This window comes from Fibrella aestuarina BUZ 2 (genome assembly GCF_000331105.1).
Taxonomy (GTDB): domain Bacteria; phylum Bacteroidota; class Bacteroidia; order Cytophagales; family Spirosomataceae; genus Fibrella; species Fibrella aestuarina.
In genome coordinates, this window is sequence record NC_020054.1 from 1,753,423 (window position 1) to 1,772,621 (window position 19,199).

General features: G+C 57.8%; 13 protein-coding genes. 3 read left to right on the plus strand and 10 right to left on the minus strand.

The features are described from left to right. Window positions 1-15: 15 nt before the first annotated feature. The 4 genes from FAES_RS07135 to FAES_RS07150 form a co-directional block, all read right to left on the minus strand. Window positions 16-3,138 carry a SusC/RagA family TonB-linked outer membrane protein gene (locus FAES_RS07135; protein ID WP_015330529.1) on the minus strand — a complete coding sequence of 1,041 codons (3,123 nt, stop codon included), beginning with the start codon at window positions 3,136-3,138 and terminating at the stop codon, window positions 16-18. A 43-nt stretch (window positions 3,139-3,181) separates the two neighbouring features. Further along, entirely contained in the window at window positions 3,182-4,120 is a 939-nt protein-coding gene (locus FAES_RS07140) for a carbohydrate kinase family protein (RefSeq protein ID WP_015330530.1), read from the minus strand. Window positions 4,121-4,159: 39 nt separating this feature from the next. Continuing rightward, window positions 4,160-5,494, minus strand: a complete 1,335-nt coding sequence (locus FAES_RS07145) for a sugar porter family MFS transporter (RefSeq protein WP_015330531.1) — start codon at window positions 5,492-5,494, stop codon at window positions 4,160-4,162. A 245-nt stretch (window positions 5,495-5,739) separates the two neighbouring features. After that, on the minus strand, window positions 5,740-8,508 hold the full coding sequence (locus tag FAES_RS07150; protein WP_015330532.1) for a hybrid sensor histidine kinase/response regulator transcription factor: 2,769 nt from the start codon (window positions 8,506-8,508) through the stop codon (window positions 5,740-5,742). A 322-nt stretch (window positions 8,509-8,830) separates the two neighbouring features. Here FAES_RS07150 and FAES_RS07155 point away from each other — a divergent pair, with 322 nt between their 5' ends. Next, on the plus strand, window positions 8,831-11,356 hold the full coding sequence (locus FAES_RS07155; protein ID WP_041257633.1) for a glutaminase family protein: 2,526 nt from the start codon (window positions 8,831-8,833) through the stop codon (window positions 11,354-11,356). 43 nt (window positions 11,357-11,399) lie between these two features. Here the strand turns inward: FAES_RS07155 and FAES_RS07160 are convergent, their stop codons facing one another. The 5 genes from FAES_RS07160 to rpsT form a co-directional block, all read right to left on the minus strand. Continuing rightward, window positions 11,400-12,704, minus strand: coding sequence for a 3-deoxy-D-manno-octulosonic acid transferase (locus tag FAES_RS07160; protein ID WP_015330534.1), 1,305 nt, complete (start codon window positions 12,702-12,704; stop codon window positions 11,400-11,402). An 80-nt stretch (window positions 12,705-12,784) separates the two neighbouring features. Continuing rightward, the gene (locus FAES_RS07165; protein ID WP_015330535.1) at window positions 12,785-13,969 is read right to left on the minus strand and encodes a site-2 protease family protein; all 1,185 of its coding nucleotides are present in this window, start codon (window positions 13,967-13,969) and stop codon (window positions 12,785-12,787) included. Between the two features lie 72 nt (window positions 13,970-14,041). Beyond that, the gene (locus tag FAES_RS07170) at window positions 14,042-14,686 is read right to left on the minus strand and encodes an HAD family hydrolase (RefSeq protein ID WP_229364437.1); all 645 of its coding nucleotides are present in this window, start codon (window positions 14,684-14,686) and stop codon (window positions 14,042-14,044) included. A gap of 150 nt (window positions 14,687-14,836) precedes the next feature. Further along, a complete protein-coding gene (radC, locus tag FAES_RS07175; RefSeq protein ID WP_015330537.1) occupies window positions 14,837-15,535 on the minus strand; it encodes a RadC family protein in 699 nt (232 codons plus the stop codon). 105 nt (window positions 15,536-15,640) lie between these two features. Beyond that, entirely contained in the window at window positions 15,641-15,901 is a 261-nt protein-coding gene (rpsT, locus tag FAES_RS07180) for a 30S ribosomal protein S20 (protein ID WP_015330538.1), read from the minus strand. A gap of 316 nt (window positions 15,902-16,217) precedes the next feature. On the opposite strand from rpsT, the gene FAES_RS07185 reads away from it, so the two are divergent. Then, a complete protein-coding gene (locus tag FAES_RS07185; protein ID WP_015330539.1) occupies window positions 16,218-16,613 on the plus strand; it encodes a hypothetical protein in 396 nt (131 codons plus the stop codon). A 58-nt stretch (window positions 16,614-16,671) separates the two neighbouring features. Here FAES_RS07185 and FAES_RS07190 read toward each other — a convergent pair whose 3' ends face one another. Further along, on the minus strand, window positions 16,672-18,441 hold the full coding sequence (locus FAES_RS07190) for a DUF6044 family protein (RefSeq protein ID WP_015330540.1): 1,770 nt from the start codon (window positions 18,439-18,441) through the stop codon (window positions 16,672-16,674). A gap of 87 nt (window positions 18,442-18,528) precedes the next feature. On the opposite strand from FAES_RS07190, the gene FAES_RS07195 reads away from it, so the two are divergent. Then, window positions 18,529-19,140 carry a hypothetical protein gene (locus FAES_RS07195; RefSeq protein ID WP_015330541.1) on the plus strand — a complete coding sequence of 204 codons (612 nt, stop codon included), beginning with the start codon at window positions 18,529-18,531 and terminating at the stop codon, window positions 19,138-19,140. Window positions 19,141-19,199: the final 59 nt, after the last annotated feature.

Below are 19,199 nucleotides of genomic sequence, written 5' to 3' on the forward strand. Positions count from 1 at the left end.
GCAGCGGCAATTGGTTTAGAAGGAGACGTTCACGCCGGCCGTGTACATGGCCGGGATTGGGTACGTGCTGTTGGGCGTTTCGGGGTCGACGCCCGTGTAGGCGTTGGCGCGCGTGCCGGGCCTGATCGTCAGGATGTTCTGGCCCTGCACATACACGCGGGCGCGCTGCATCTTCAGGCGTTGTGTCAGCGCCGTGGGTACGTTGTAGCCGAACTGGATGTTCCGCAGTTTCAGGTACGACCCGTTCTCGATGAAGTAGGTCGACGTACGGCCTTCGTTGTTTTTGTCGGTCAGCGTTACGGCCGGAATCGACGAGCCCGTGTTGGTCGGTGACCAGGCCTGCAACGTGCGCGCGCCCCAGTTGGTACCGGCCCAGAGCGACGTAAAGTCGGTCAGGATTTTATTGTCGTTGTAGACGTCGACACCCTGCACACCCTGGAAGAACAGAGCCAGATCGAAGCCCCGGTACGACAGGCTGGTGTTGAACCCGTAGATAAATTTGGGGTCACGAACGGCAATCCAGGTGCGGTCGTTCGCGTCGATCTTGTTGTCGCCGTTCAGGTCTTTGTAGCGGATGCGCCCGACGCCTTTCCCCACCTGATCGCCCACCGCATCGACCTCAGCCTGGCTCTGAAAAATACCGTCGGTCACGTACCCATAGGTCGAGTTGATCGACCGGCCCAGGATGTTGTCGGTCGTGCCGTTGCCGCCGTAGGCATTGACCACCTCTTCGGGCAGCGCCACCACCCTGTTGCGGTAGGTTGAGACGTTGGCCGAGATGTTGTAGCTGAACTCCGAACCGATTTTATTCTGGTAGCCCAGTTGCACTTCGACACCCCGGTTTTGCAGGGCAGCCCCGTTGACCCACCGGCCACCGCCGTCGCCCACAACGGCCAGGTAGGGCGGTTGCACCAGAATGTCTTTGGTATTCTTGACAAAGTAATCGATCGAGCCGGTCAGTTTGTAGTTGAACAGGCTGAAATCAAGCCCGACATTGGTCTGGGTCAGGGTTTCCCAGCGCAGGTTGCTGTTGCCCAACTGAATGCGCCGGAAGCCCGACGGTAACGTACCCGACGCCTGCCCACCAATGGCGTAGGCCGTGCCGTTGTCGTTGTCCCAGGTAGCGTCGGTACCGTATTGGGGGATGTAGAGCGCGTAGATGGCGTTGTTGGCGATGTTTTGGTTGCCCGTCTGGCCCCAGCCCGCACGCAGTTTCAGGTCCGAAATGATCGGAAGCCGGTCTTTGACGAAGGCTTCTTCGCTGATGCGCCAGCCGAGCGATACCGCCGGGAACGTACCATAGCGATTGTCCTGCCCGAAGCGCGACGAGCCATCGCGGCGTAGCGTGACCGCTGCCAGATAGCGGTCGTTGAACGCGTAGTTGACTTTCCCGAAAAACGACATCAGCGCGTAGGCTTGCCCCGACCCGCCATTGTCTTTGTTGCCCGACCCGGCGTCGAGGTACATGTAGTCAGGGTTTTGCAGGGCGAAGTTTTCGCGCATGGCTGAGAAACCACTGCCCGTGAACTGAATCTGCTCGGTGCCAGCCAGGGCTTCCACCCGGCTCTTGCCCAGCGTCAGGTCATAGTTCAGCGTGTTCTGCCAGACCCAGTTGCCATAAAAATTGCTGAAGTTGGTCACCCGGTTGGTGTTGTCCGACAGGAAGCCCGACGTGTACGCCTTGTACATCGATCGTAGGCTGGTCAGGGTGTAATCGACACCGATGTTCGAGCGCAGCCGAAGCCCTTTCAGCGGCTCTACCTCGATAAACGCGTTCCCGAAGAGCCGGCCGCCGTAGGTTTTGTTCTGCGCGTTGTCTTCGATGAGCCGCACCGGATTGTGCCGGTCGGTCATGCTTGGTGCGGGGCCGCCCCAGCCGCCCGTTTCCGTGTAGACCGGCACAATGGGCTGCTGCACCAGGGCCAGGTACATGATGTCGCCCACCGGGATCTCGGTGTTACGTGTCTTGGTGAACATGACATTCTCGCCCACTTTGAGCCGCCCGTTCAGGAAGCTGTAGTCTGAGTTCATGCGGGCCGTAATCCGGTTGAAGTTGGTGCCCCGGATGATGCCGTCGTGGTTGAAATAGTTGAGCGAAAACAGCATGTTGCCCCGCTCACCGCCGTTGGCCAGGCTCAGGTCATACGACTGGATAATGCCCGTCCGCGCTATTTCGTCGAACCAGCGCGTATCGGACGGGCGCATGGTTTTCTGGGGGTCTATAAACTCAGGTACGTTCACGCTCTGTAACACCGGCTTGCCATCGGGGCCGGGCACAGTCTGGAACGAATAGATGGGGCTGACGGGCGTTACGCCGTCGTTGGTAGCCGCCTGCCAGAACACCCGCCCCCGCTGCTCGGTATTCAGCACATCGAGTTTCGAGTTGTAGCGCTGGGCAGTAGTATAGGCGGTGAAGTCGATGCGGCTGACACCTTTTTTGGCCCGCTTGGTGGTCACGATGATGACGCCATTCCCCGCCCGTGAACCATAGATGCTGGCTGCCGACGCGTCTTTGAGCACCTGAATCGACTCGATGTCGTTCTGATTGAGCGTTTGCAGCCCTTCGGTCGTTGGCACACCGTCGATGACGTAGAGCGGGCTGTTGTTGCCCAACGTACCTACCCCGCGAATCTGCACGTTGGCCCCCGCGCCGGGGTTTCCGTCGGTGGTGATAAACACGCCCGCCACGCGCCCCTGCAGGTTTTGCATCACGTTGGGGGCGGGCAGCGTTTTCACGTCGCTCACGTTCACCACGGCAACGGCTCCCGTCAGGTCGGCTTTGCGTTCGGTTCGGTAACCCGTCACGACCACCTCCGTCAGGTTTTGCTGGTCTTCGGCCAGCGTTACGTTGAGGGTGCCGCCGTTACCCACGGGCACCTCTTTGGGCAGCATCCCGACGAAAGAGAACACCAGCGTGGAGCCCGGCGAAACCGTGAGTTGGTAGACACCGTCGGCGTTGGACGTCGTCCCGTTTTGCCGAACCGCCGGACCATCGCCTTTTTCAATGACGGTTACACCGGGAATGGGCCTGCCGTCGGCCTGCCCCGTCACCACCCCGGTGACAGAAAGTTTGCTTTGAGCCAGCGCCATCTGGCTAATGCCCAAAGCCAGCATAAGGAAGAGTACGGCTTGTTTCATACGTTTTGAGGAGTTATTGGATTTAGTAAAGGGAAAGAAGGGGCTAGGGTATGGCCGGTGCCAGCGAACCAGCCAGTGGGCGGGCGGCGGCCAGGAAAGCCTGAATCGTGTCTTCGGAAAAGGATGGTGTGGCGCCGTGCTGGGTGGCGACGTAAGCGCCGGTCGCGCAGGCCAGTTCGAGCGCCTGCCGGGTGGGTCTGCCCGCCCGCAGGCTGGCCAGCAACGCCGCCAGAAACGAATCACCACTGCCGATGGTGTCGGCCACCTGCACCGGAAAGCCCCCCTGCCGAACGTACCCAGCGTGGTCGAGCAAGGCCGCGCCGTCAGGCCCCAGCGTGACGCAGAGCGTGTCGAGCTGGTAGTGGTTATATAGCTGCTGCATGGCTAGTTTGAGATCGGGTTCGTAGCCGTGCCAGTCGGTCAGCTCGATCAGTTCATGCTCATTGAGCTTCACCAGATTGGCCCGGCTCAGCAACGCCTCGATCGTTGGCCGGTCGTAGTGCGGGGCGCGCAGGTTCACGTCAAATACCGTTTGCGTACCCGATTGGGCGGCTACGTCCAGGAGCCCGAGCAGCGTCTCGCCGGTTTGTGGGCTCCGCGCCGCCAGACTGCCGTAGATGAATACCTCGCTTTGTCGAACCAGTTCGGTCTGGGCGTCGTCGGGCTGGATGTAATCCCAGGCGACCGGCTGCACAATCTTGTAGGTGACTTCGTTGGCATCCGAAACGTTCGCTTTGGCCACGCCCGTCAGGTGCGATTGACCGATCTGCACGTAAGGGGTGGACAGGCCGTGGTCGTGCAGGAAATCGAGCAGTTCGCGGCCCAGGTCGTCGGTGCCTACCCGGCTGATGAGCTGGGCCTGCTGCCCGAGGTTGCGCAGGTGCAGCGCCACGTTCATGGGCGCACCACCGGCTTGTTTACCCGTCGGCAGCACGTCCCAGAGGACTTCACCGAAACAGACGAATGTGGGTAGTTGAGTCATTAGTTGGGGTGTTTGGGGGGTGTAGCCAGGCGTCGGCGGTTAGTGCACCACGAAGGTTTTGCCGACTTGTTCGAGGCTGGTCCCTTTGGTTTCGGGCATCCATTTCCAGACAAAGACCAGTTGGAGCACCATCATCAGGCAGAAGAACAGGAAGGTGTAAGCACCGCCCAGCTTTTCGGCGAAGTAGGGAAACGCAAACGTGATGACGGCGGCCATGAGCCAGTGGGTAAAGCTGCCCAGCGCCTGCCCGTTGGCACGCACCTCGTTGGGGAAGATTTCGGAGATGAACACCCAGATCACGCCGCCCTGCGAAAAGGCAAAGAAGGCGATGTAGACAAACAGGAGTACCGGTACCGACATGCCCCCGAAGTCGTGCACGTAGAAGGCGCGGGCAACCAGACCCAGCGTGGCGATCAACCCCAGCGACCCGATGAACATGAGCGTCCGGCGGCCAAAGCGGTCGATCAGGTTCATGGCCAAGAGCGTGAAGAGCAGGTTGATCACCCCGATTCCTGCCGACGACAGCAGCGCCGAGCTTTTGCCCAAGCCCGTCATTTCAAAAATCCGGGGGGCGTAGTAGATGATGGCGTTGATGCCCGATACCTGGTTAAACACGGCAAACAGCACGGCCAGCATCACGGGCACTTTGTAACGGGCAGAAAACAGCCGGGCGGGTTGCTGCGAGAGGGTTTGCTGCTCGGCCGTGTAGCGGAGGGCGTCGAGCGTATCTTCGTAATGGTCGGCGTCGATCAGTTGCAGCACCTCGCGGGCTTCTTCCACGCGCCCGGCTCGCAACAGCAGCCAGCGGGGGCTTTCGGGAATCAGGAGCACCGCCAGCAGAAACAACAGCGACGGGATGGCCTGCACGCCGAGCATCCAGCGCCAGGCGGCATCGCCTGCGTTCTGCAAGAGGTAATTCGACAGGTAGGCGATCAGAATGCCCAGCACCACGTTGAACTGGAACAAGGCCACCAGCCGCCCCCGCGACCGGGCCGGCGAGATTTCGGTGATGTACATGGGAGCGGCCACCGACGACGCCCCGACGCCCAGCCCGCCCAGAAAACGGAAGACAAGAAAGACGCTCCAGTCGACGGCGAGCGACGTACCCAGCGATGAAACCAAATACAGAACGGCAATCCAGAAGAGGGTTTTACGGCGCCCGTAGCGCTCGGCCGGGATACCGCCCAGCATGGCGCCGAGCACCGTACCGAACAGCGCCATCGAGACTGTAAGGCCGTGTTCCCACACGCTGAGTTGCCAGAGTTCCTGAAGCGACTGCTCGACACCCGAGATTACGGCCGTGTCAAACCCGAAAAGAAAGCCGCCCAGAGCAGCCGTAATAGACCAAAGAAAAATGCGTTGTTGTTGGCTCATGTCAGACAGGGAAGCGTCGTTTGATGAGCCAAAGCTAGTAGGGCACCTGCCCCGCCGACTTACGAAAATCGTTCAGATACTTATGTATTGAATGATTATTGAATATCGTTGATTGTCAATATATTAACTTGAAAGGCTGCAGGCTGAGTTTCGATTTTGATACGGCTAGTTTGGGTTTTGTTACAAACTCGTATAGCCTCATACTTCGTAGAGGCTTGCCCATTGGCGGGCAACGTACCTGCCCGTCAGGCGATCGCCGCTTTCCGAAACTCCGACGGCGTGCGTTGGGTGTGCTGCTTGAAAAAGGTCGTGAAGTAAGCGGGCGAACTAAAGCCGGTTTCGTAGGCAATTTCGGCGATAGGCTTACCGGTTTCCGTCAAGAGCACCTTGGCTTTCTTCAGGCGGATTTCGGCAAAATAATCGTTTACGTTTCGGCCCAGCAGCGTCTGCGCTTTTCGGTACAGCTGCACCCGCGACAGCCCCATTTCACGGCTCAGCTGCTCGACGCCAAACGCCGGGTCGGCAAGGTGCTGCTCAATCAGGGTGGTTAGTTCGTTCAGGAATTTCTTCTCCTGCCGGTTTTCGGTTTTGGCCAGGTAATCGCCCGTGTATCGGTTCTGCCACTTGGCGCGGTTGGCCAGAATGGTGTTGATTGTTTCGAGCAGGTACGTCATCTGAAACGGCTTGGCGATGTAGGCGTCGGCGCCGGCACGGGTGCCCTCGATCCGCTCGTTCATTTGCCCTTTGGCCGTTAATAAAATGACCGGGATGGTCGATGTTCTGAAATCGGCTTTGATCTGTTGGGTGAGCTGAAGGCCACTGATGCCGGGCAGCATAATGTCACTGATAATCAGGTCGGGGAGTGTGTCCAGAATCTGTTCCCAACCCCGTTCTGCCGACGGCTCGGCCAGGATCTCGAAGTGGTCGCCTAGCCGGGTGGTCAGATACTGCCGCAGGTCGTCGTGGTCTTCGATGATGAGCAACGTACCTGCCTTGTTCCGACCGACCGGCGGGGAGATTATCGGTTCGGTTTCCTGCCAATCGTCGTCGGCGGGCAGATAGGTGGCCGATGTGCCCGGCGTCCCCAGCTCAGAGGCATCGAGGTGGGCGTTACCCAGCGGCAGCGTCAGTGTGAACGTAGTGCCTTTGTCTTTGGCTGATTCTACCTGCAAGTCGCCGTGATGCAACGACACAAACTCCCGCGACAGCGCTAGGCCAAGGCCGTTGCCCAGGGTGAAGTTGGTGTTGCTGGTGTAGAACAGGTCAAAGATGCGCGTCTGTTCGTCGGGCGTCATGCCTTCGCCATTATCCTGAACCTGAAGCTGCACGGTGTCATCAGTTCGTGTCAGCCGAACGTGGATAAACCCGCCCCGCGGCGTGTATTTGACCGCATTCGACAACAGGTTGAACAGTACCTTATCCAGCTTTTCAGGATCAAACCAGAGGGCTAGTTGCGGCTCCGTCGTCAGCAGGCGAAGGTCGATGCGCAGTTTGTCGGCTTTTGCCTGAAAATCCTGCACGATCTCGCGCGTGAACCCGACGATGTCGCCCTCCTGCGCCCGCAACAGTAGCTTCCCGGCATCCGCCCGGCGCAGATCGAGCATCTGATCAACGAGCCGTAATAGGCGATGCGCGTTTTTGCGGATCAATTGCAGGTTGCTGCGCACCTCGCGGCTGTCGGTCTGTTTGCGGGTGAGCATATCCTCGGTGGGCGTCAGAATCAGGCTCAGCGGCGTGTTGAACTCGTGCGAGATGTAGGAATAGAACCGTAGCTTCTCTTCCGTGGCCAGCCGGGCCTGCTTCGATACGGCCTCGATCTGGTCTTTCTGTTGCCGAATCTCTTCGGTCTGCTGCGTCAGGCGCTGGTAGGCCGTCTGTTTTTCGCGCACCAGATACAGCGCGTAGGCGCCCAGCACAATCACGATCAGCAAACTGACCAGCGTGACGTAGAGCCGATTACGCTGGTTGGAATACGTGCGGTTCAGGTCGCTAATGCGTTTATGTTGCCGGTCAATATCCAATTGCTGCTCGATTACCTTGTCGTTTTGCAGCTTCATGGTCGGCACGTTTGTCGAGTCGATGAGGGTAATGGGCAGGCGATTTTCCCGCTTGAAGGGTTGTTTTTTCAGAATCGCCAGCGCCGTTCGGATGGCCTCCCGACCACCGGTGGGGTAGAGCACGGTCGCGTTAAGCACCCCCCGATCGACCAGATCAATGCCCTCGTTTTGTCCCGGCAGGCCATCGACACCAATAATCGTTACGCGATCGGCCAGACCCACCCGCTGGCAAACGCGATACGCTTTCAACGCCATGCGGTCGTTCTGCGAGAAAATAAGATCGACGGTCGGCTGAGCCGTGAGCAGGCGGGTCAATTGGTCGTCGAATGACTGCTTGTCCCAGTCGCCCGCCAGTTTTCTGACCACCTGTATTCCCGGCGTCTGCCTGATCGCCTCCATGAAGCCCCGGTGCCGGTCGGTGTCGGCCGACGAACCCGGTGATTCACCAATTTCGACGACGGTGCCCCGGCCTTTAAGCAGGTTGCTGGCGTACATACCGGCGGTACGGCCCACTTCTACGTTATCGGCCCCTACATAGGCCGTGTACTGGTCGGACGCCGTCCGCCGATCGAGCACAACAACCGGAATTCCCTGCTGATAGGCTTTCTCCACAACCGGGGTAATGGGCTGTGCCGAATTGGGCGATACAATCAGCAGATCGATTTGCTGATCGAGAAGCTCCTGAATCTGGGCGGCTTGGCGGGCGCTTTGGCCACCGGCATCTTTGACGATGAAGGCGACATCTGGCGAGAACGAAAGCTCCTGATTCATGTTGTCCAGCATCGTCCGGCGCCAGGTATCGGCGGTGGTGCGTTGCGAGAAACCAATGCGGTACGTTGTTTCCGGCGTCGGGTCAGCGCAACCCAGCAAGCTGAGTGCAGCCCCAATCACCAGATAGAATTGCTGAATGACGAAGCGCCACTGGCAAACAACGCGCCGGTTCTGCTGATGAAACATTGAGTAGAGAGAAGGTAGCCTTTGGGCCAGTCGGTAGTCGTGAAAATGCCGTTATCTCTATCAAATATAGCTTTAATGTAGGAGAATAAGTCTATTTCGGCTCTGTATGATGCAATCGACGGGTTGTTTATGGGGTACGTTGTCTTTGCTTATCAGGCTGACAGCCACCGACATACTGCACGCCAATACCTGTAATGGACTGTGTAGGGTCTATATGAGGAAAACATTAAAATAGTACATAAATATGTTATATAGGTACAATAATTGCGTTATACCATTTAGTTTTAAGGGAAAACTTGTATTTGCCCTTTTTCTCGTAACGATGAACATAACCGATTGCCTGGCACAACCCACTGCCCGGCTAACCAACCTATCAGCGGCGCTACCCGGTGCCGCCAGCGCGGCGCTGAATCCGCCCGCAACGCCCCTTATTACGGTCGATCCGTATACCAGCATCTGGTCCTTTGGCGATCAGCTTAACGACCAGCCCACCCGCCACTGGACCGGTCGTCCGCATGACCTTAACGGGCTGATCCGCGTAGACGGGCGGCTGTATCGCTTCATGGGCAACCCCATGTTTGCGGGTGATACGCTCGTGCGCCCTGGCGCCCGCGTGACGCAGGAAGCCCGTTTTCAGACCGAAGCGCCTGATAACGACCGCTGGATGCAGCCCGATTTCGACGACAGCCATTGGTTGCGGGGCCTAGCGCCGTTTGGCTCGCGCCCAACTGACCGTACGCCCTGGAAAACGCCCGACATCTGGGTACGTCGGGAGGTGATGCTCGACCAGCTTCCAAAAGGGCGGCTGCTGGTGAGTGCCAGCTACAACGACAACTACGAACTGTTTATCAACGGGCAGCGGGTGGCGCAGGCGAGCGGCGTGTCGGCCCGCTACGAACTGACGAGCACCAACCGCGCGATCAGCGAGTTGCTTAAACCCGGCCGAAACGTAATTGCCTTCCACAGCCAGAATTTCGGTGGGCAGCAGTTTGTCGACGTGGGGCTGTTGCAGGAGCGTACGCTGGACCTACGCGCGGCCACTCAAACGGGCAAATCCATGTCGGCCACGCAGTCGCGCTACACGTTTGAGGCGGGTGGCGTCGGGCTGACAGTCACGTTTATGGCTCCGCTACTTATGGATAACCTCGACGTGCTTTCCCGGCCGGTGCAGTACGTCTCGTATCAGGTACGTTCCATCGATGGACAGCAACACCGCGTTGAACTGTATCAGGATGCCTCGTCGGACATCGCCATCGATAATCCCGGCCAGACCGTTACGTGGCGGCGCGGCCGGGTGGCCGCCTCGTCGGCCAAGCAGTTGCCGTTGAACTGGCTACGCGTGGGAACGGCCGAACAGCCTGTGCTGGGCAAGAAAGGCGACAACGTCCGCATCGACTGGGGTTACCTGTACGTGGCGGCCCCGGCAAACCCCGGCATCAGCCACCGCATTGGTACGCTGGCAGGGGCGATCAACCAGTTTGAACGCGAAGGCATCGTCTCCGACATCCGGGCGGGTGGCCGCCCGCTCATGCTGACCGATAGCGCGGTGGTGCTGTCGACGTCGTTTGATCTGGGCATGGTGTCGGAAAAAGCCGTCGAGCGGCATTTACTGGTCGGTTACGACGATCGGCAATCGATCAATTATTTCGGCAAACCGCTCAATGCCTGGTGGCGGCGTTACGACAAACAAAGCACCGATGCGGCGATGGAGCAGGCCCTCCAAGCCGCCGAAGCCGACTACCCGACGCTTCAGAAAGCCTGCTCGGCCTTTGACCAGACACTGTATGCCGATGCGCTGAAGGCGGGTGGGGACACTTACGCCGATCTGTGTGTGCTGGCCTACCGGCAGGCGATTGCGGCGCACAAACTGGTGGCTAACCCAGCGCAGACGGGTGCGCCGCAACCGCTGTTTTTCTCGAAAGAAAACTTCAGCAACGGGTCCATCGGCACCGTCGACGTGACGTACCCGTCGGCTCCGTTGTTTTTGAAATACAACCCGACGCTGCTGAAAGGCATGATGGAGCCGATTTTCGAGTACTCGGAAAGCGGCCGCTGGACTAAACCCTTTGCCGCGCACGACGTGGGTACGTACCCAATCGCGACGGGGCAAACTTACGGCGAAGACATGCCGGTTGAAGAGTGCGGGAACATGCTGGTGCTGACCGCGGCGCTGGCGCACGTGGAAGGCAACGCCAACTACGCCCGTCGTCATTGGCCTGTATTGACCACTTGGGTCGAGTACCTGAAAAAAGAAGGGTTCGACCCGGCCAATCAGCTCTGCACCGACGATTTTGCCGGCCACATTGCCCGCAACGCCAACTTGAGCATCAAGGCGATCATGGGTATTGCCAGCTACGGCTATATGGCTGGCAAACTGGGCGACAAACAAACGGAAACCACGTACCTGACGCTCGCCCGTGATATGGCCAGGAAATGGATGGAACTGGCGAAAGATCCGTCCGGCACGCACTATACACTGACCTTTGAGAACCCAGGTACGTGGAGCCAGAAATACAACCTGGTTTGGGATAAGCTGCTCGGGCTGAATATCTTCCCGATCGAGGTCGCGCAACAGGAAGTGGCCTTTTACCTGACCAAACAGCAACCGTTTGGCCTGCCGCTCGACAGCCGACGTACCTACACCAAATCGGACTGGATTGTCTGGACAGCCACACTGGCAACCACGCAGGCTGATTTCGAGGCGCTGATTCAGCCCATCCGCCGGTTCGTCACGGAGAGCCCCGACCGGGTTCCCCTCAACGACTGGCACGAAACCACCAACGGCCACAAAGTAGGCTTCCAGGCCCGGTCGGTCGTGGGAGGCTACTTTATCAAGATGCTGGAGTAGCGCGCCCAGACCTATAAGGTTTCCAAAACCTTATAGGTCTACCTTAAGCGGCCCCGTTTCCCATGCCTTGTAGGGCCAACCCGTCAACTATCCCCATCACTTTCCCGGTGGCACCGACGTTGTCCAGCACGTAAGCTTTGCAGATCGCCCCGGCCCGTTCGCGCGTCGGGGCGTTTTCGTAGAGGCGGGTGAAGGCCTGCGTGAGTTCGTCGGTATTGCTGATGGCGAACGCCCCGCCCTGCGCCACCAGATCGACGGCCTCCTGAAACTTGCGGTGATTCGGTCCAAAGAGCAACGGTAGGCCAAACGTCGCTGCTTCAAGGCAGTTGTGCAGCCCCTTGCCAAACGCCCCCCCGATGTAGGCCATCGTCCCATACTGATACAGCGACGACAACATACCGATGTTATCGATGAACAGGTAGCGGGGCACCTCACCAGGGGCGGTCCCGCGGCCGGGTGGGGTCGTCAGCGACGAAAAGCGTACCGACGGGGCGGTAAGCTGGGACTGCCAGCGTTCAATGTCGGCGTCGTGAATCTCGTGGGGGGCGATGATGACGCGGAGCGGGGCCGAAAACTGATTGATCATCGGAATGAGCACAGCCATGTCGGCGGCCCACGCGCTGCCTACGACCAGCGTAGGTACGTTGTCCGCTGCGAAGGCCGCTACCTCGGGAATGTCCCGTTTGTTGGCCGCTACCTGCGCAACCCGGTCGAAACGGGTATCACCCGCCAGTATCGCATCAATACCGATTCCCCGCAGCAGATCGACCGATTCCTGGTTCTGCACCAGAATGGCCCGGAAGTACGTCAAGAGCTTTCGGTAAAAACCGCCCCACGGCTTGAAAAAAAGCTGATTGGGCCGGAAAATAGCAGAGAATGAAATCGTGGGTACAGCTTGTCCAGCTCCGGCGGGATTGGCCTCGTTGAGTGCGTGGAGGTAATGGTACCAGAATTCGTACTTGATGAAAAAGGCAAGTTGTGGCCGTACGGTTGCGAGCCACTCCTGAGCGTTGGCGGCGGTGTCGGCGGGCAGGTACGTGATTACGTCGGCGCCCGCGTAGTTTTTGCGCACCTCGTAGCCCGACGGCGAAAAAAACGACAGCACAATCTGATACTGTGGGTACGTGGCCCGCAACGCTTCGATCACCGGTCGGCCCTGTTCAAACTCACCCAGCGAGGCCGCATGAAACCACGCCACCGGCCGAGCGGGATCGAGGGGTTTGGCCCGAAATGGCTCCCGCCACGCCGCCCGCCCCGCCACCAGTAACCGCGCTTTCCGGTTGAACGGAGCCGCCAGCCGGATCAGCAGGCCGTATAGCAGGATGGAAAGGGTGTAGAGATAGTGCATGGGGCTAACGGCAGGGAGCAAGGGGCAGGGTGCTGCGCGCTGTCAAGAACCCTGCTATCCCAGCGCGCAGCACTCTGCTCTTAGCTAAAAATAAACGGCTTGGGGCTGAAGCAGAGCACGAAGATCAGCAGGGCAAGCCAGCCGAGGAGTTGGCGTTTGGTGTCGAGTGGCTCGTCGATTTCGGTTTCGGGGTGATACACGCCCAGGAACCGGCCCAGTACCACGGCAAAGACCATGAAGCCGATGTACCCCTCCGCCTGCGGGAAGAAATACGACACCACCAATTGCCCGAATACGACAGCCAAGGCCATCAGCAGGGACGTAACGGGCTGCTCGTTGATGCGCGAAAAGGCCAGAAATAGGGCGCCCACGTAAATCACCAGACTCCATAACTGGCTGGTGAAAGCGGCATTGTCGCCGGTGGCAAAGTCGGAGATGCGGAAGAAACCGATGCCCGAATAGAAGACAAAAGCCGTAAACAGCACCGGCGCCACCTTATTGAACCGTTTGCGACCAATGAGCGCGTACAGAATATGCCCCCCGTCGAGCTGCCCAATGGGAATCAGGTTCAAGGCCGTGAAGAACAGCGACAGGTATCCCGCCAGCAGGTAGGGGTAATGCACCATCTCGAACGGATGCGGCAGTAGGCTGGCATCGGCCACGTAGGTTTTAAAAAACCAGAACAGCAGGTTGTCGCCAAGGGCTACCGCCGAGCCGCCACCCTTCGCCAGATTCATGTTGATGTATTCGCCGTAGCGAAGGCCGTATTTCTTGTATTCCGGGTGGATCTGGAAAATGTAGTCGATAGGGGGGAGGTGCGTGAACCCGTACCACAGCAGCAGCAGTGCCACTACGAAGCCCGCCAGCGGACCGGCCAGTCCAATATCGAAGTATTTGCGGCGGCTGTTGATGTAATCCTGAATGCGAATGAACGCGCCCATCGTGCCGATTGCCTGAAACGACGGTAGCCAGAACGGGATGTAATAGGGCAGTGTAACCCGCACCCGGTTGGCTTTGGCCACGAAAAAGTGCCCGAACTCGTGCACCGTCAGCACCGTCAAAAACGGGATTGAGAAGTTGAGCCCCGCCAGAAACTCAGGCCACCCCAACGCCCGTAGCTTATACTGCGCGATGGTTTTAGCATCGGCATACCATTCGGGCGGGATAAAGTTGAGACCGTAAATCCACTCCGCACCGGCGGCGGTGGTGGTGGCCAACGTAATCAGAAACAGAATACTATGAAGCAGGTAATTGGGTCGTTGCATGAATGAGGAGTTCAAGGTTCAATGGGATGTTGCGCCGCGTTGAACCCTGGACGTTGAACCTTGAACTTAATTTTAAGCTCCTAATTCGGCGAGGTAATCGATAATCGTTTTGGGCGCCACCACGTGCACGGCCCGAATACCTAACGCAGCGGCGGCATCGATGTTTGCCCGGTTGTCATCCAGAAAGACGGTTTCTTCCGCAACAAGGTTCGCTTCGGAGAGTACATGCTGATAAATGCCGGGATTGGGCTTCATCAGCTTCACTTCGTGCGAATAAAACACCCGTTCGAACAGTTCTTCCAGCGTCGGTTTTCCGAGCGAAACCAGTCGGCGGTTTACTTCCCGGATGTGGATGGCGTTGGTGTTGCTCAGCAAAAAGAGCCGGTGCGGCCTCCCGTGATGCTGTCCCTGCAACGCCTGAATCCGGTCGATACGCTCCACCGGGAGGTCGAGCAGGACGGTATTCCAGGCAGTGTCGATCAGCTCATCGGCCCATTTGTCGGGCGCATCCGTCTCATGCCGGACGAGTTCGCGCACCGCCTGCCGGAAATTCTCGTCGTCGATCAATCCCGTTTCGTATTGTTGCCAGATCCCGTGCTTCTTCCAGAGGGCCTCCATAGCCTCTTCTGATTGATTGGCCAGCATAGCGAAGTTGCGAAGGGGCGCCCGCAGATCAATCGGAATGATGACGTCGCCAAGGTCGAAGATGATGTTCATAAGAGAAGTAAGGGTCATTTGGCTACGCCGTCATTCATGGTCATTGGTAGTCATTTGTCTGTGGCGTCATTAATAGTCATTAATCGTTTTTGACAATAAATGACGGCGCAGCCAAATGACCATGAATGACGCCGTAGGCAAATGACTTTTCTATAGAATGCCTTCGTCCGCGAAGCTCAGGTACGTTCGGTCGGAGAAGATAAGGTGATCGAGTACGGGAATGTCGAGCACCCGGCCCGCTTCTTTGAGCTTGCGCGTCAGGTCGCGGTCGGGTTGCGAGGGAGTCAGGTTGCCCGACGGGTGGTTGTGAAACAGAATGACGCCACTCGCCAGGTGTTCCAGGGCGGCTTTGAAGATCAGGCGCGGATCGGCCACCGTGCCCGAGATGCCACCCGCGCTGATCTGAACGGGCCGAAGCACCTCGTTGGCGCGGTTAAGCAGCAACACCCAGAATTCTTCGTGCTGCTTGTCGAGCAGGTAGGGGCGGATCTCTTCGTACGCGTCGCGCGAGCAGGTGATGCGTCGGCGGTCCACCGGGGCCTGTTCGCGACGGCGCCGACCCAGTTCCAGGGCGGCCACGATGCTGATGGCGCGGGCTTCGCCAATACCCCGAAACTTCGACAGGTCCTTCACGCTGCGTTTGGCCAGCTCATGCAGGTTGTTACCCACGCCGTCCAGCACCTTCCGGGCCACGTCGACGGCCGACAGCTCCGCCGTGCCGGAGTTGATCAGGATGGCGATCAGTTCGGCGTCGGTGAGGGCAGCGGTCCCTTTCAACATCAGTTTTTCGCGCGGGCGATCTTCTTCGGCCCAGCTTTTAATGCTGCGCAGTGGCTGGTAGGTGTTCATGGGGTATTGGTCAGTTTGGTGGTCGCCAAACTTAGCCACGATACAAACAAAAAACCTTATCCGCGCTGACAGATAAGGTCTTGCTGTATCGCCACAAACAGGGGATTACGCCGTAGCGAGGCCGTTCACAAAGCGGGTCAGCTTCGATTTGTTGTTCGAAGCTTTGTTCTTGTGAATGACGTTGCGTTTAGCCAGCCGATCGAGTTTCGAGATAACCGTCTTCAGCAGTTCGCTGGCTTCGGCGTGATCAGTGGTGCCGCGAAGTTTCTTCACGAGGTTCCGGCTGGTTACGGCCTGATACCGGTTCAGGAGCCGCTTTTTCGCACTATTCCGAATAGCTTTCTTGGTATTCTTATGGTTTGCCATTGATTGGACTTGATTCGTGTTCCGAAAATGAGTCCGCAAAAGTAGGGGTTTATCTTGATTATCACAAGGGGAAAGGCAACGTAAACGGCACGATATCTACGACATAGGCAGTAAGTCGATTGGCGACCGTCTGGCCGGCTATGTTACTCTTTATGGATTGTACAAAATTAATGGTTTATAGGATTGATTACTGGTCGATTACTTAAGTAATTTGGTGGATTGCCGATTAGGCAAAATTTAATCTATTCCAACATTAAACGAACGGTTGTTTTATTCGGTCAAACGAATAGATTTGTTTCTGTAACTGTGACCTACTATGAGAACCGTATCGTATGAATCACTTCAGGCGGATCAGGCCTGGATGGTGGTATCAGATCAACTTAACCAGCGAAACACGCTTTTATCCCGGGGCATTTCGAAGTTAGAACAACAGCAACAGTCGTTGCCCATCGCCAGCCGATTGATGACGCTGCGTTTTCACCTCCGGCAAAGCCTGCGCCGCCTCACGTCGGAAGCCCGTCGGCGTCCCGAGAACGCCGATCAGGCCGAAGCGCTCAACCAACAGTGGTGCCACGTGCATCAACTTTACTTTCTGCTGCGTCAGATCGACGCCGAACTGACCAACGCGCGCGAAGACAGCGACGCCCTCAACGAGTGGCTCAACACCATGGAATCGCGGGTTTACAAATCGGCGCTGGTTCATTTGAATTAAAAGCCGGTAGTTGAAGGCGCGGGGATTGCAGGCAACCTACCTGACTATGCCCGCGCCCTCAACTACCGGCTCCGTGCAGTCTGTACAAATACACTTTCCAGTAGCTTTCCGAATCGGAGAAGATGCGTTCGAGGCGTAGGTGTTGGGCGGCGGCGTTGCGGATGGGTAGCCCTGCCAACACATAGCGACAGCCCAACTGGCGCAGAACATCGGTGTTCAGTTGCAGATGTTGCAGCGCCTGGTGCTCATATTTCGATACCATCACGTCGTTCTCCGACAGCCCCAGCTCCGCCGAAAACGCATAGCAACGGTTGGCGTAATAATCGAAGTACGTACGCAGCGTCGGGCTTTTGGCCAGCTCTGCCGCTATCACGCGCCGAAAGAGGTGTTTGTAGGGTAGTGGATAGTTGTTTTGATAGCTGTCGAGTGTGTAGAGACCGTTGTACAGGGCTACGGCCGGGGGAATCCCCACACTCACCACCCGGTAGTTGGCCGGCGCCAGACCCGTGTAGTTGCTGATTTGAGTAAACTGCCGCTCGGCAAAAAAGGCCCGATAGGCTGGGTACGTTGCCTCATTGTCGACTCCTGCCATTTTCGCCACGTTGATACGCCACTCAATATTGGCCAGCCCCATCACGGCCAGCTGACCCAGCAACAAACCACGTACCCACCAACTCGTTGGCGTAAACTGGCGCAGACTCAGGGCTAGCAGCAACAGCCACAGCAGCGGTAGCATGAAATAAAATCGATCGCACTGGAGCGCCTGTAAGAGATTGCCTGCTCCCGCCCAGGTGGCCGGAAAGCGATAGAAGCCATGGCACAGGCAGATGAGGCCGATGAGCCCGAGCAAAGGCAGTATAACCCGGGGCTGCCCGGTTAGGCGCGGCCCCTCGGCAACGGCTTGGCGTCGTCTCCACCAATCCGCCCCTATCACCCACAGACTACCTAGCAGAATGAGCGGCGTGTAAAATGCACCAGAATGGTATTGCGTCTGGATAAACAGGTAAAAGGTCGCTTTCAGGCTGGCCCATAGCGTAATCGGCATCAGGCGGGCGTAGTCATACTCGGTGCGGTGCGAAATGTATGTTTTCGTGACAAAGGCGTAGAGTAACTGCCATTCGGATGCGATGTACAGGCTTGCCAGCATGACCAGCGCCCCCACAAACGGCCACACGATGGCTCGGCGCCGAGCCATCACCAACGCGCCTAACCCAGCCAGGAGCAAGCCCGCAAACAGGCCCGACCAGACCAGAAAGGAATAGAACGGAAACAGCGCTATGATGAGCCAGTCGCGCCATGATGCCCGGCGATTCAGCAGATTCAGGAAGGCAAACAGGAGCAGCGGCTGGCCGGTAACACTCGCGCCATGCACCGTGTAACACGGCACCAGCGCAAACAGTAAGGCCACACCCACGCGGATGGGCGCCTGTGGGGGATCAGGCAGTACGTAGCGCCGAAGCAGCGCGTACATGCCCATAAACCCGATGGCATGAATCAGCCCGAAATTGACGAGCCAGGCGCCGTAAGGAGGCAGTAGCGCGTAGGTCAGCACTTCGAGGTTCAGGCCCGACCGCAATACGGCCCGGGGCAGGCCATTCATCACGATGGGTAGCCGTGCCGCTGAATCAAGCGTAATGGCTTTGCCACTATGCGCCAGTAGCCGCAGGTACAGAAAGTCGCTGTCGAGGTTGTCGTGGATGGTCAGGTACGCGCCTTCGCCCAGCCACACGTAGGGGAGGAGGTACAGCACCAACAGGCCCAGCGCCACCCACAGATAGGGTTTGTCACGGGCAATCCAGAACGATCGAGGAGCAGAACGATGAGGCATCAGACCGGCAAAATACGACCGGGAGCCCTATTTTAGAAAGCGGACTTTTCTGTATATCTTGTCGTTGCACTCAACTGCTTGCCCAATATGGTCGCTGAGAAAAAACCACGCCGTTCGTCGGCCCGTACCGTACCGTCGGCGCTCATCTACGAGATGTGGGCCGGGAAACCTGTGTATTACAAAGGTTACCGGGAGGTGCTGGCTGGCAAAAAAACCATCCAGGAAGTTATGTCATGTTCAGATCTGCAGGGGGTGCTGGTATCTATTCTACATGGTACGCTGTATGGATTAATTGACCGAAAGCAGTACCTTCTGGCTACGAACGAATCGGGTCTTCATCTGGCTACCAACGAACATCTGAGTAACGACATTGCTATCTACGAGAAAGTCAACGTTGGGAAACTACGGGATAAATACTTCGACATTCCGCCAAAGGTGGTCATCGAAGTCGATATCAAAGCCGACGTGGCCGAATTCGAAAACGGAAACGATGGCTATCTGATGCAGAAAGCCCGTAAACTCCTCGACTTTGGGGTTGAGCGCGTACTCTGGATCGTGACAAATGTGCAGAAAACCTACGTTATCGACCGAAACGACCCCACCTGGTACGTAGTCGACTGGTCAGAAACCATCAAGGTTCTCGACGAGTGTACACTCAACATCGGGCAACTGCTGGCCGATGAGCAGATCGAGTATTAGTGGTTAAGCCGTCCGCCGTTGCGGGTTCAACGGGCAAAGTACTGGTCGATCCCTCCAGG

Coding starts and splice junctions, on each gene's coding strand:
- FAES_RS07135 (WP_015330529.1), bottom strand. CDS start 3,138: ATGAAACAAGCCGTACTCTTCCTTATGCTGGCTTTGGGCATTAGCCAG.
- FAES_RS07140 (WP_015330530.1), bottom strand. CDS start 4,120: ATGACTCAACTACCCACATTCGTCTGTTTCGGTGAAGTCCTCTGGGAC.
- FAES_RS07145 (WP_015330531.1), bottom strand. CDS start 5,494: ATGAGCCAACAACAACGCATTTTTCTTTGGTCTATTACGGCTGCTCTG.
- FAES_RS07150 (WP_015330532.1), bottom strand. CDS start 8,508: ATGTTTCATCAGCAGAACCGGCGCGTTGTTTGCCAGTGGCGCTTCGTC.
- FAES_RS07155 (WP_041257633.1), top strand. CDS start 8,831: ATGAACATAACCGATTGCCTGGCACAACCCACTGCCCGGCTAACCAAC.
- FAES_RS07160 (WP_015330534.1), bottom strand. CDS start 12,704: ATGCACTATCTCTACACCCTTTCCATCCTGCTATACGGCCTGCTGATC.
- FAES_RS07165 (WP_015330535.1), bottom strand. CDS start 13,969: ATGCAACGACCCAATTACCTGCTTCATAGTATTCTGTTTCTGATTACG.
- FAES_RS07170 (WP_229364437.1), bottom strand. CDS start 14,686: ATGAACATCATCTTCGACCTTGGCGACGTCATCATTCCGATTGATCTG.
- radC (WP_015330537.1), bottom strand. CDS start 15,535: ATGAACACCTACCAGCCACTGCGCAGCATTAAAAGCTGGGCCGAAGAA.
- rpsT (WP_015330538.1), bottom strand. CDS start 15,901: ATGGCAAACCATAAGAATACCAAGAAAGCTATTCGGAATAGTGCGAAA.
- FAES_RS07185 (WP_015330539.1), top strand. CDS start 16,218: ATGAGAACCGTATCGTATGAATCACTTCAGGCGGATCAGGCCTGGATG.
- FAES_RS07190 (WP_015330540.1), bottom strand. CDS start 18,441: ATGCCTCATCGTTCTGCTCCTCGATCGTTCTGGATTGCCCGTGACAAA.
- FAES_RS07195 (WP_015330541.1), top strand. CDS start 18,529: ATGGTCGCTGAGAAAAAACCACGCCGTTCGTCGGCCCGTACCGTACCG.